The sequence below is a fragment of the Sphaerisporangium sp. NPDC049002 genome (assembly GCF_040649355.1).
GTDB lineage: Bacteria > Actinomycetota > Actinomycetes > Streptosporangiales > Streptosporangiaceae > Sphaerisporangium.
Window position 1 is genome coordinate 56,784 of the sequence record NZ_JBEZFH010000015.1, and the last position, 12,154, is coordinate 68,937.

General features: G+C 69.6%; 12 protein-coding genes. 6 read left to right on the top strand and 6 right to left on the bottom strand.

What is annotated here, in order from left to right:
• Positions 1-53: 53 nt before the first annotated feature.
• Complete coding sequence (locus AB0B89_RS05950; protein WP_358548760.1) at positions 54-1,049, bottom strand: DUF1702 family protein; 996 nt, start codon at positions 1,047-1,049, stop codon at positions 54-56.
• Between the two features lie 444 nt (positions 1,050-1,493).
• Between AB0B89_RS05950 and AB0B89_RS05955 the strand changes: the two genes are divergently transcribed.
• A complete protein-coding gene (locus tag AB0B89_RS05955) occupies positions 1,494-1,997 on the top strand; it encodes a class I SAM-dependent methyltransferase (RefSeq protein WP_358548763.1) in 504 nt (167 codons plus the stop codon).
• A 50-nt stretch (positions 1,998-2,047) separates the two neighbouring features.
• Here AB0B89_RS05955 and AB0B89_RS05960 read toward each other — a convergent pair whose 3' ends face one another.
• Positions 2,048-2,263, bottom strand: coding sequence for an acyl-CoA carboxylase subunit epsilon (locus AB0B89_RS05960; protein WP_358548765.1), 216 nt, complete (start codon positions 2,261-2,263; stop codon positions 2,048-2,050).
• A gap of 276 nt (positions 2,264-2,539) precedes the next feature.
• On the opposite strand from AB0B89_RS05960, the gene AB0B89_RS05965 reads away from it, so the two are divergent.
• Positions 2,540-3,238: a peroxidase-related enzyme gene (locus tag AB0B89_RS05965; protein ID WP_358548768.1), complete on the top strand. Its 699-nt coding sequence runs from the start codon at positions 2,540-2,542 to the stop codon at positions 3,236-3,238.
• A gap of 112 nt (positions 3,239-3,350) precedes the next feature.
• On the opposite strand, the gene AB0B89_RS05970 is transcribed toward AB0B89_RS05965, so the two are convergent.
• Complete coding sequence (locus AB0B89_RS05970) at positions 3,351-3,746, bottom strand: nuclear transport factor 2 family protein (protein ID WP_358548770.1); 396 nt, start codon at positions 3,744-3,746, stop codon at positions 3,351-3,353.
• Positions 3,747-4,021: 275 nt separating this feature from the next.
• On the opposite strand from AB0B89_RS05970, the gene AB0B89_RS05975 reads away from it, so the two are divergent.
• The 3 genes from AB0B89_RS05975 to AB0B89_RS05985 all read left to right on the top strand — a co-directional run bounded on the left by AB0B89_RS05975 (position 4,022) and on the right by AB0B89_RS05985 (position 7,011).
• Complete coding sequence (locus AB0B89_RS05975) at positions 4,022-4,582, top strand: peroxidase-related enzyme (protein WP_358548773.1); 561 nt, start codon at positions 4,022-4,024, stop codon at positions 4,580-4,582.
• A 91-nt stretch (positions 4,583-4,673) separates the two neighbouring features.
• The gene (locus tag AB0B89_RS05980; protein WP_358548776.1) at positions 4,674-5,237 is read left to right on the top strand and encodes a hypothetical protein; all 564 of its coding nucleotides are present in this window, start codon (positions 4,674-4,676) and stop codon (positions 5,235-5,237) included.
• A gap of 154 nt (positions 5,238-5,391) precedes the next feature.
• The gene (locus AB0B89_RS05985; RefSeq protein WP_358548779.1) at positions 5,392-7,011 is read left to right on the top strand and encodes an NAD(P)-binding domain-containing protein; all 1,620 of its coding nucleotides are present in this window, start codon (positions 5,392-5,394) and stop codon (positions 7,009-7,011) included.
• A gap of 15 nt (positions 7,012-7,026) precedes the next feature.
• Here AB0B89_RS05985 and AB0B89_RS05990 read toward each other — a convergent pair whose 3' ends face one another.
• On the bottom strand, positions 7,027-8,187 hold the full coding sequence (locus tag AB0B89_RS05990) for a glutamate--cysteine ligase (protein ID WP_358548782.1): 1,161 nt from the start codon (positions 8,185-8,187) through the stop codon (positions 7,027-7,029).
• 230 nt (positions 8,188-8,417) lie between these two features.
• On the opposite strand from AB0B89_RS05990, the gene AB0B89_RS05995 reads away from it, so the two are divergent.
• A complete protein-coding gene (locus tag AB0B89_RS05995) occupies positions 8,418-9,284 on the top strand; it encodes a neutral zinc metallopeptidase (protein WP_358548784.1) in 867 nt (288 codons plus the stop codon).
• On the opposite strand, the gene AB0B89_RS06000 is transcribed toward AB0B89_RS05995, so the two are convergent.
• Together AB0B89_RS06000 and AB0B89_RS06005 are read right to left on the bottom strand one after the other, a co-directional pair.
• Positions 9,277-10,542: an ROK family transcriptional regulator gene (locus AB0B89_RS06000; RefSeq protein ID WP_358548787.1), complete on the bottom strand. Its 1,266-nt coding sequence runs from the start codon at positions 10,540-10,542 to the stop codon at positions 9,277-9,279. The genes AB0B89_RS05995 and AB0B89_RS06000 overlap by 8 nt on opposite strands.
• Before the next feature lie 194 nt (positions 10,543-10,736).
• On the bottom strand, positions 10,737-12,029 hold the full coding sequence (locus tag AB0B89_RS06005) for a sigma-70 family RNA polymerase sigma factor (RefSeq protein WP_358548789.1): 1,293 nt from the start codon (positions 12,027-12,029) through the stop codon (positions 10,737-10,739).
• Positions 12,030-12,154: the final 125 nt, after the last annotated feature.

Below are 12,154 nucleotides of genomic sequence, written 5' to 3' on the forward strand. Positions count from 1 at the left end.
AAATCGGTCCCGCCCCCTGTGAAATTCGCCGGCGCCGCCGGAAGTCGTCCGTGTCAGCTCGGAACACGGTCTCCGGACGAAATGAAATGCGCGCGGATCGCGCGCCGCCACAATTCATATGCGGGAACCGAATCGGTACCGCCGGACTCCACCGCGGTGCTGTCGGCGAGCGCCACGGCGCCCTCCATCGACAGGTCGGCGAGGATCGCGGCGGCCATCTCGGTGTGCGCGGGCACGAAGCCCGCGAAGTCGCGCGCCTTGGCCGCGAAGACCACCCCCTGGGCCAGCTCGGGGTGGTGGACGCCTGCGGCGCGGCGCAGCGCGGTGAGGCCCTCGGCCACCGAGCCGCCGGCGAACGTCGCGGCCAGGCCGACCCCGCTCCACAGGTCCGCCTGCCGGTGGGCGGCGAAGCCCTTGACCCTCGCGGCGATGTCGGGGACCTGCCCGGCGTGGATGAACCACAGCGCGCGGCCGATGCCCTGGTCGACGGCTCGCAGGAAGTAGTCGGGAGAGCCTTCCCACGCGTAGGGGGCGGGGACGCGCTGCTCGTCGACCCAGCGCCGGGTGTCGAAGTAGGCGCGGTCGAAGCCGTACCCGTCGACCGCCAGCCAGCTCATGGTCGGGTAGTACGCCGAGCCGCTCAGGTCGGGCATGATCTTCTTCCACAGCGGCCTGGGAAGCCGCGCCATGGCGAAGCCGATGCCGATGTAGGTGAGGAAGATGTGCGGCTGCCCGGGGCCGAGCAGGAGATCGCGGGTGCGGGTCCCCCTGCCTCCGCCCATCGCGTCCACGATCGTGAAACCCATCGTCGCGCCCTCATAGGCGAATCCGCGCAACTCCTGGTCGACCATGCTCAGGCGGCGCTCCACCTCCCACTGGTCACGCGCGTCGATTCCCCATTCGAAACCACAGATCACCGCCTGGGGAATGGCCTCCAGTTTGCGCGTGGCGGCCGACGGCGTGGACGGGAAACCGCGCACGCTGAAAGTGACGTCGGCCAGTGACGGAGTCAGCACGAGCCTGCGCAGTGAACCTAACAGGGTTGGCATAATGCTCCTCGTCTTTTCGCCGCCAGCCGATGACGGTTACTCACACCAGCGTGACCATTTCATGGTCATATGCCGATCGTTGAGGCACATCTCCCTGATTGCTGTGCTATGTAATGATCTGTAGTAAATCTTGTTACCGCTGCGAAGAATGAAAGAAGCCCCCGCGTAAGCAGGGGCTTCAATGGGGCTCGGGCGGGGTTCCCCTAGCTAGGGCGTGTCTTCAATTGATCTTAAGTAGTGGATCATGGTCGGGTGAGACTCGGACGCTCCCGGGGCGGCCAGACCGGCAAGATCCATCCTGAGAGGCCTGGCCGAGGTTCGCTGCGGTACGGCCGTGCTCGATAGGGGCGCCGGGATCAGCGGCGCACTTCGCCACGCCCGCTTGGCGCCGTGACCCGAGAAGGCAGTGGCCGCGCGGGCTCGGGGCCACATACGTTCGTCTCCATGGTCGACGCGACTCTCGGGCATCCGCGCCTCGCCGCCATCTACGACCCACTCGATCCGGACCGCAGCGATCTCGACGCGTATCTCGCGATGGCGGAGGAGTTCGGCGCGCGGTCCGTGCTGGACATCGGGTGCGGTACGGGCGTGTTCGCGCTGCTGCTCGCCGAGCGCGGGCGGGAGGAGTGGGCGGAGTGGACGCGCGAGACCACGTACCGCATGACGGACATCCCGGGCGTCGGCCACATCGAGACCTGGGCCGAGCTGAGGGACGTGAGCCTGCCGCTGGTGAGCTTCCGGGGTACGCATGTGTTCACTGCGGACGAGGACGTACTGACCTCGGAATCGACACTTCGCTTCCGCGAACGTACGGAGATCGAGCGGGACTTGCACGAGCACGGCTTCGTCGTCGAGGACGTACGCGACGCACCCGACCGGCCGGGCAAAGAGTTCGTGTTCGTGGCGCGGCGCGGTACCGCGAAGCCCGTCCTTCCCGGAATGCCCTAGGGAGCGTGCGCACCGCACAGCGCCGAGCAGACGGGACTCGAAGACACTCCCTAGCCGGCCCATCCGCTGACGCGCCAGGCGGCGGGACTGGTGCTCGGCGCGGCCGGCCGGCGTGCGGAGCGGGCGCCGTCGACCCACGCGGAGGCGGCGGCCGCTTCGGCGCGGGCGGCGGAGGCGGCACGGGCGGTCAGCACCGTGATGAGCGCCGCCAGTTCCTCTGGTGTCGGGTTGCCGCGGATCACCTTCAGGTACAAGCTCTGCGCCACGTCGTACCTCCACGTCGGAACCGGCCCTCTACAAGGCTCCTATGAGGGTCCCGCGCGGGCCGCGACGGCCGCATCTTCTCAAATGCGCACCTGTAATGCGATTTTCGTCGCCTTCCGAACTCGCGCCCCGTGACGACGTGTCAAGCGCTGGGCGTGGCAGGAAGCGGCAGCGGCCGGGCAGCTTGCTGACTCGCCGAACCCTGTCCCGCCGGTCGAGGAAAGCGCAGAGTTGGTGGTGCGAGAACGAATGACAACCGAGTAAAAGGGGTCAAGACAATGACGAACGCAGTGGCCTTTCCCTCCCACCGGGACATAATCGTCGAATTGCCGGCCGTCGCCGAGTCCGATGGCCACTCGTGCGGGCTTGAATGGCCGGAGCGTGCCCCGCTCGTTCCGCTGGGTCACGAGGGCGCCGCCTCGCCGCACATCGAGCTGAACACCGATGAGCCGGGGATTCGCGGCCTGTTCAGGTTCCGCCCGGAAACGGCCCTCCCTTTGAACGCGCTTTCCGAAGTCCTGCTGTGCGGAGAGAGCACGCTGAGCCGCGGTGAACGCGAGCTGATCGCAGCCTACGTGTCCGCGCTGAACCAGTGCCGTTTCTGCTTCTACACCCACGCGGCCTTCGCGGCAGTGAGGGCGCCCGAGGGAATGACTTTGGTGGAGGAGGTCTGCGCCGACCTTGAGACCGCGCCCGTCTCCGACAAACTGCGGGCCCTGCTCGCCATCGCCGGCGCCGTCCAGCAGGGCGGGAAGCGGGTCTCCAAGCAGCACGTGGCACAGGCTCGCGCGGCCGGCGCGACGGACACCGAGATCCACGACACCGTACTGATCGCCGCGGCGTTCTGCATGTACAACCGCTACGTCGACGGGCTTTCCACCTTCGCCCCCGACGACCCCGCGGTCTACGCCGCACGGGCGAAGATGACCGGCGGATACCTCGCCGTGCTGGCCGATTCACAGCGCCAGGCGGGATGACCGGGCCGCAGGTGCCCGAGCCACCCGGCCACCGCGTGACCTTTGACCTCTTGGTCCGCGGAGGCCGGGTGGCCCTGCGTTTGTCACGAGAATGACGTGTGCCGCGTTTTGTTTACGAGAAGAAGTCGTCGATCACATAAGAATCGTAGGGGAAGCTCCAGCGCTCGGCGATTTTGCCGCCGACCATGCGGAACACGTGGACACCGCGCTCGTCGAGGATCTTGCCATCATGGTTTCCGCGGATCCGGAGGAGGACGGCGACGTGCTCGTCGTCGGCGAGAAACGCGTCCGGGTCGTACCGCAGCGAACTGCCGGTCTGGTCTCCGAGCTTCGCGAGATAACTTAATACGTCGGCCCTGCCGGTGTGGTCGCCCGCGAGTGAACCTTGGCCGGGAACGTGGAATACCACGTCTTCCGTGAGCAGATTGTCGCGGATGAAGTCCAGGTCACCCTTGGCGATCGCGTCGTAACTCTCGCGGGCTGGGTTGACGTTGGGATGTTCGGACATGAACGGCCTCCTGGAGATGGTGCGGATCTTTTGGGGGGCGACGGTGACGCTACGCCTGGCCGTGGGAGCAAACAAGGGAGTAAGGACAGACTTACCGTATGGTCACGTGCCGGTAACGACGCTGAGAAAAGTCGAGGAACGCCCAATGAAGAGGCCGGAGAAACCGCCCGTTGACAGCCGGGGCGTCATGTAGCGAACATGAGCGTCTGTCGGATGGATCTGTTCGCCCATGACTGCGTATGAGGTGCCCCCTCAGCGCCGGTGAGGAATCGACCATGCCCCACATCAGCCTCAAGTCAGACGAGCCGGGGATCCGCGGTCTGTTCCGGTTCCGCCCGGAGACCGCTCGCCCGCTCAACGAGCTGGTGGAGGTACTGCTCTGTCAGGAGAGCACACTGTCCCGCGGCGAGCGGGAGCTGATCGCGGCGTACGTGTCGGCGCTGAACCAGTGCCGCTACTGCTTCTCCGCCCACGCCGCCTACGCGGCTGCGCAACTCCCCGAGGGGATGGCGCTGGTGGAGCAGGTCCGCGCCGACCTCGACGGCGCGCCCGTGTCCGACAAGCTGCGGGCCCTGCTGACCATCGCCGGCGCGGTCCAGCAGAGCGGGCAGAACGTCACCGGCAAGGACGTCGACGAGGCCCGCGCGGCGGGCGCGACGGACACCGAGATCCACGACACCGTGCTGATCGCCGCGGCGTTCTGCATGTACAACCGCTACGTCGACGGCCTGGCGACCATCGCCCCCGACGATCCGTCCGGCTACGCGGCGCGGGCCGAACGGATCGTCTCGCTCGGCTACCTGGGGCTGCTCGCCGAGTCACAACACCAGGCCTGACACCACTGACGTCAGTCGACGCCCGCCCCACCCCCCGAAGAGCGCCGAGCAGAACGCGTACGCCCGACCGACGCCCGTGGAGGACACACCCATGGCCAGCCATTCAAGCGCCTTACCACCCCGAGCAGACCTGCTCACCTCGTTGAACACCGACTACCACCGGGCAGGGCTGAACGTCTTCCTGGTGATCGTGCTGGCGCACTGGGCCGAGCACGTGGCGCAGGCGATCCAGATCTACGCCCTGGGCTGGCCGGTCCCGGAGGCGCGCGGCGTGCTCGGACGGCCGTTCCCCTGGCTGGTGACCTCCGAGTGGATGCACTACGGCTACGCGCTGGTCATGCTCGTCGGGCTGATCGTGCTCCGCAAGGGCTTCACCGGCCGCTCCCGCACCTGGTGGAACATCTCGCTGGGCATCCAGGTGTGGCACCACCTGGAGCACCTGCTGCTGCTCCTCCAGGCGCTGACCGGCTACCACCTGCTGGGCAGGCCGGTGCCGACCAGCATGATCCAGTTGCTGGTCCCCCGCGTCGAACTGCACCTGTTCTACAACGCGATCGTGTTCGCGCCCATGGTGGTGGCCATGTGGCTGCACCGCAAGCCCACACCGGTGGAGCGGGCGTCGATGAACTGCCGCTGCGCGCCCGCCGCGGCCTGACCGCCGATCGGTCCCCTTCCTCGATGGCCCATGGAGTGCTCATGCCCCTGATCGCGTCAGCCGCCGGCTCACCCGGCACCGCGGCTCCGCCCCGCCACCGCACACCGGCCTCCCGGCCGCTGAGCAGGCCGGCTCAGGCGGAGCGTGAGGTCTGATGGCGAATCCCGGCGAGCACGTCCACCGTTACCTGATCATCGGTGCCGGCCCCGGCGGGCTGCAGCTCAGCTACTTCCTGCAGCGTGCCGGAGCCGACTACCTCACCCTGGAACGCGAGGACTCCCCCGGCGGCTTCTTCCGCCGCTACCCGCGCCACCGCAGGCTCATCTCGCTGAACAAGGTGCACACCGGCGAGAAGGACCCGGAGATCGCCCTGCGCTGGGACTGGAACTCCCTGCTCAACGACTCACCTGACCTGCTGTTCCCCCGTTACTCGCAGGACTACTTCCCCTGCGCGGACGACCTGCTGCGCTACCTCGCCGACTTCCAGCGGGAACACGCGCTCAACGTCCGGTTCTCCACTCCCGTCGATCGCATCGAGAAGATCGACGGGACCTTCGTCGCGCACGCCGGGGACGAGGTGTTCCGCGCCGAATGCCTGATCATGGCCACCGGCTGGGGCGGCCCGCACATCCCCGACATCCCCGGCATCGAGCTGGCGGTGGGGTACGAGGACGTCGCGGAGTCCGCGGAGGACTTCACCGACAAGCGCGTGCTCATCCTCGGGAAGGGCAACTCGGCGTTCGAGACCGCCCAGGCCATCCTCGGCCAGGCCGCCATCATCCACCTCGCCAGCCCGAGCCCGGTGCGGCTCGCGTGGACGAGCAAGCACCCCGGCCACGTGCGCGGCCAGTACGGCGCCCTGCTCGACAGCTACTGGTTCAAGACCCTGCACGGCGTGCTCGAATGCCAGGTCGACCGGATCTGGCGCGAGGGCGACCGCTACAAGGCCGCGATCACCTACACCCTGGCCGAGGGCGAGCAGGCGATCCTCGAATACGACACGGTTCTGCGCTGCACCGGCTTCACGATGAACACCGGCCTGTTCGACGAAACCTGCATGCCCGAACTGGCCCCGAACGGGCGGATGCCGGCCATCCGGCCGGACTTCCAGTCGGTGAACGTCGAGGGCCTCTACTTCGCCGGCACCCTGATGCAGGCCCGTGACTTCAAGCGCGCCTCCTCCGCCTTCATCGACGGGTTCCGCTACAACCTGCGCACCCTCGCCGCCCTCCTCGCCGAGCGCTACGAGGAGGCGCCCCTGCGCCAGGAGGTCCTGCCGGTCGACCCCGACCAGCTGACCGCGACCATGCTCGACCGGGTCAACTACAGCTCGGCGCTGTGGACCCAGTTCGAGTACCTCTGCGACGTGTACGTCGTGGACGAGGCGGCCGGGCAGATCCTGCACTACGTGGACCTGCCCGAGGACTACGCGGTCGAGCGGTTCGCCGGCCACCCGCTGTACTTCACCGTCACCCTGCGGTGGGGCCGCGAGGACTACGGCGACGTGTTCGCGATCCAGCGGCACCCGACCCCGGAGCGGGCACACGAGAGCGCCTTCCTGCACCCGGTCGTCCGCGCTTGGCGGCACCGGGAACAGGTCGGCGAACGGCACCTGCTGGAGGACCTGCTGGCCCAGTGGCGCGACCCGGTCAGGCACGTGCGGCCGCTGCGCGCGTTCCTGGCCTCCCGCCTCGGCGCCACGGAAGAACGGCCGGACGACCCGTCGGACGCGCCGGACCAGGCGCCGGGCGCGCCGTCGGACGCGCCCGCCTGAACGTCCGTGAGCGCGTCAGGCCCGCCCAGCTGAGCCGTTCGGAGTGACCAGGTGCTCCACCAGGTGGTCGACCACGTCGGCGACCCGCCCACGCCGGTCGTGGGCGGCGCGCTGGCGCGCCGCCCCGGTGCCGTCGACGCGCAGCCGCTCCAGCCGGTGGGTCACCATGGCGAGGTCGCCGGTCTCCTCCAGTGCTGGACGAACGTGCCGCAGCAGCCCCGAGAGCAGGTCTCCGGCCGGTCGCAGCCCGCCGGACACCGGGTCGACGCCGTGCCCGTCGAGGCCGTCGCGCGCCGCCCGCCAGTACGCCACCCGCAGCCGCTCGGCCGACAGGGGCGGGCCTGGATCGCCGCGATCCACCCGCTCCAGCGACACCACCACCAGGGCGCGCACCACGGCCGCGAGCAGCGCGGACTCCTCGGCGGTGGCGGGCACGTCGGTCACCCGGACCTCCAGCGTGGGCAGCCGCGACGAGGGCCTGATGTCCCAGAAGATCGTCCCGGGGTCCACCAGGGCCCCCGACTCGGTCAGCGCGCCGACCAGCTCGTCGTACTCGCCCAGCGAGGCGAAGTACGGCGGCGGCCCGGCCACCGGCCACTTGCCCCAGCTCAGCGTGCGCCAGCTCGCGTACCCGGTGTCGCGGCCCGTCCAGAACGGCGAGTTGGCCATCATCGCGATCAGCACCGGCAGCCACGGGCGCAGATGGTTGCTCACCAGCACGGCCCGCTCACGGTCGGGCAGGTGTACGTGGACGTGGCCCGCGCAGATGCTCTGCTCGTCGTGCAGCGCGCGGTAGTTGGCGATGCCCACCCCGTACCGGGGATCGTCGGTGATCGGGGGCGGGACCACGTCGCCGAGCACCGGCGTGCCGGAGGCGACCAGGGCGAGCCCCTCCGCGCGGGCCGCGGCGGCCACCGCCGACCGCATCCGGCGCAGCTGGTCCTCCAGCTCGGAGACGGACGCGCACGGCGCCGTCTTGGCCTCCACCTGGAACCGGGTGATCTCGGCGCTCACCATGTCGCCCAGCTCCGCCCCGGCTCGCTTCACCACCGAGGCCGCCCTCGGCGCCACCTCCCGCGTGACCGGGTCCACGACCAGGTACTCCTCCTCCACCCCCATCAGCGGGCAGACCGCATCGAAAGGTAGCGGCTGTGGTGCTTCCACGATCGCCGTCATCCCAACTCCCACCTTGGAAAAGTTCACCTATAACCGGCGTCCGCGCCTCGACGACACGGGGCGGACCGCTTCTCGACCACGCCACGTTACCCAGCACATCCCCGATTCGCAGGCGTCAAACGGCATTTCACCCGGAAGAGCACCCTGGAATAAATATCGACGAGCCCGAATATGGGTTATTTCACGATAAATGCCCGTTTCGTAATAGCCGGTGCCCAAGCTCCACGATCATGCGCCGTCTTCTCCCGCTGCTGCTGGTGTGCGCCTTCACGGCCGCCTGTACGGCGGACCCCCAGCCCGGGTCGCTCCCCCTGTCGGTGCCACGGTGGTCGGCGACGCCGCTGGTCTCGCCCACACCGTCCCCCTCCCCGGCGGCGCGGCCGACCTCGGAGACACTGCCGCTCCCGTACGACCGGACGGCCGCGGTGGACAGCCGGCTTTACACCGCCCCGCGGGCGAAGGCGAACTGCGCGATCCCCGCGATCAGGACGGGTAGCTGGACGTCCATGAAGCGCTACCTGGGGGCGGTCTCCTCGTGCCTGGACCGGATCTGGGCGCGCGAGTTCAAGCGGACGCGGATCTACTTCAGCCCGCCCAAACGCAAGTTCGTGCGGCACCGCGTGAAGGACCGCGACTGCGGGCTCATGCCCTCCAAGGAGGCGGACGGCACCTACTGCGACGACTCCAGGATGTACTACGTCCTCGTCGAGCGCGCCGACCTCCAGCCCGGCGGCGCGGCCTGGGTGGCGGAGGTGACCGCCCACGAGTACGGCCACCACCTCCAGAACATGGCGAACATCAGCGACTACGCGTGGGACGAGGACACCGCGACCAGGTCGAAGGCCAAGAAGGACCTCCTGAGCAGACGGCTCGAACTCCAGGCCGAGTGCTTCGCGGGCGTGGCGCTCAAGGCGATGGGCGACGAGATGCCCGCGTGGTGGGAGTTCCGCTCGTGGTACTCGGGAACGCTCCCGGACAAGTGGACCCGCGACCACGGACGACTTTCCACCCAGCTGAGATGGCTCGAACGCGGCTACGACTCCGCCAGCCCCAGCGCCTGCAACACCTGGACATCCCCCAAAAGCGACGTCACCTAGTCACCGCCCGAACCTCACCGACGTCCTCTGATCGAGTGTCGAGGGAGGGGTGTGACGTCATTTCGGCGAGCACTTCGAGGGGGCTGGTCAGCAGTTTGGAGAAGGCGAGTTCGGCGGCGCCGATCAAGGTGGCGTCGTCTCCGAGAGCCGAGGTGCGGAGTCGCACCTTCTCGCGGGAGATCACCAGCACGTTCGCCTCCACCCGGCTGTGGACCTGGGCCGCCGAGCCCGGGTAGACCTCACGGAGCATCCCACCGAAGATCACCAGGCCCGGGTTGAACAGGTTGATCAGGTTCGCCACCCCGATGCCGAGCCAGTCGCCGATGCGGCGCAGCGCGTCCTGGGCCGCGAGGTCGCCGCGCTCGGCGGCCTCCACGACGGCCCGTACGCCGTCGCGGCCGGACAGCTCGGAGGACCGGCCGGCGGCGTCGAGCAGGGCCTGCTCGCCGACCTCCGCCTCAAGACAACCTCGGGAGCCGCACCCGCAGGGCCTGCCGTTGTAGGGGTTCACCATCATGTGCCCGAGCTCGCACCCGTACCCGCCATCGCCGTCGAGCAGCTTGCCGCCGACGATGATCCCGCCGCCCACGCCGACGTCACCGTGCAGGTAGACGAGGTTCTGGAAACCGATGCCCACCCCGCGCTGGTGCTCGGCCAGCGCGCCCAGGTGGGCCTCGTTGCCGACCGACACCGGCAGCCCGAACCCCAGCCTGAGGCCGAGCTCGGTACCGAAGGCCTGGTCCACCCAGCCCATGTTCGGCCCGAAGCGCACCATCCCGTCGCCGGGCCGGATCATGCCGCAGTAGGCCGCGCCGACTCCGGCGCACACCGGCTCCGACCCCGCCGCGCGGTGCATCTGGCGGGCGAACCCGGCGAGCACCCCGACCACGTCGTCGAGGTCGACCCCGGCGCGCGGCCGTACCGCCTCCCTGCGGTCCAGGATGACCCCGCCCAGCCCGACCCTGGCGGCGACCAGGCGGTCCACGCGGATGTCGAAGGCCAGGACGTACACCCGGCCGGACTCCGGCCGGACCACCAGCGACGGCCGGCCCGCCTTGCCGGTGTCCTTGGGGAGTTCCTCGCGCACCAGGCCGGCCGAGGTGAGATCGGCGGTCAGCGCCATGATGGTGCTGCGGTTCAGGCCCATCCGGTCGGCCAGCTCCGTACGGGAGACCGCGCCGCCCAGGTGCACGTGCCGGAGCAGAGTGCCGAGATTGTGCCGGCGGATCTCTTCCTGGGAGCGACCGGCTTTCAGCATCGTGGGGATCCTGACGACTCGGGGTTGTCATCGTCACGCGCCGCGACGGCGGGACAGGACATCCCCACCGACCGCAACAACTCGACAGATCCTGTCACAACGTGACGATACCAACCGGTAGCTGCGGGAGCACCTTCCTCAAAGGCTTGTCCCCCGACCGAGGGCAGGAGGGTACGGCCAGAGGTCTTCCGGCGTCAGGTGCCGGTCGTGCCGTTCGGATTGGCGGGGTCTGTCGCGTTCAGCCTGCGCAGTAGGTGCGCTCGTTCGGGCTCGGTGCCGGCCAGGGCGAGCGCCTCACGGTAGGCCGCCGCGGCTTCGGGGAGCCGCCCGAGACGGCGAAGGAGCTCCGCCCTGGCCGCAGGGTAGGGGTGGTATCCGCGTAGCCGGGGCTCGCCGGCCAGCGCGTCGAGCAGCGCCAGGCCCGCCTCCGGCCCGTCGCGCATGGCCATCGCCGCTGCCCGGTTCAGCGCGACGACCGGGGACGGCGCGAGAGCGAGCAGCACGTCGTAGAGCGCGACGATCTGCGGCCAGTCGGTGCTCGCGACGTCCGGCGCCTCGTCGTGCAGGGCGGCGATCGCGGCCTGCACCCCGTACGGACCGGGCGGGCCGCCGGTCAGCGCGACCACCACCAGGTCAGCGCCCTCCTCGATCATCGTGCGGTCCCAGCGGCCACGGTCCTGGTCGTCGAGCAGCACCAGCGCGCCGTCCGGTCCGGTACGGGCGTCGCGTCGCGCGTGGATGAGCAGCATCAGCCCGAGCAGCCCGGCGACCTCCCGCTCGGCGGGCAGCAACCGGCGCAGGATCCGGACCAGCCGGATGGCCTCCTCGGCGAGGTCGAGCCGCTGCAGGTCCGGGCCCGAGCTGGCAGCGTAGCCCTCAGTGAAGATCGAATAGATGACCTGGAGCACCCCCGCCAAGCGCCCCGGCAGCTCGTCGGCCCCGGGCACGCGGAACGGGATACGGGCCTCGCGGATCTTCTTCTTCGCCCGTACGATCCGCTGGGCCATCGTCGCGGAGGGAACGAGGAAGGCCCGCGCGACCTCGGGCGTGGTGAGGCCGGCGAGGCAACGCAGGGTCAGGGCCGCGCGATCGTCGGCGGGAAGGGCCGGGTGGGCGCAGGTGAAGAACAGCTGCAGCCGCTCGTCGGGCAGATCCTTGTTCGCGTCCGCGGGTGGGGCGGGATCGGCCCGGTCCGCCTCCACCTGCAGGATGGCGAGCCGGGCCGCGTACGCCTGGTCCCGCCTCAGCCGGTCGACGGCCCGGCGTCGTGCCGTCGTCAGCAGCCAGGCCCCCGGTCTGGCCGGAACGCCGTCGACCGGCCAGTGCACCAGCGCCGCTTCGATGGCCTCGGAGGCGACCTCCTCGGCCAGGTCGAGGTCACCGAAGCGGCGGACGAGCGAGGCGAGCAGCCGGCCGTGTTCCTCGCGGAATATCGACTCCAGGGAGGACTCGACAGGCGTCACGGCGCCCGAGACCCGCGCGTCCATCAGTTCCTCCCGAGGGGATCGTCGCCTTTGGGCGACGGGGGAATCGGGAGCGGGAGGGCCGCCAGGGCCCGAGCGTGCGGTGACCTGTCTGGTCTGCGCATCAGAGTTCTCCGTTCGTCGTCACG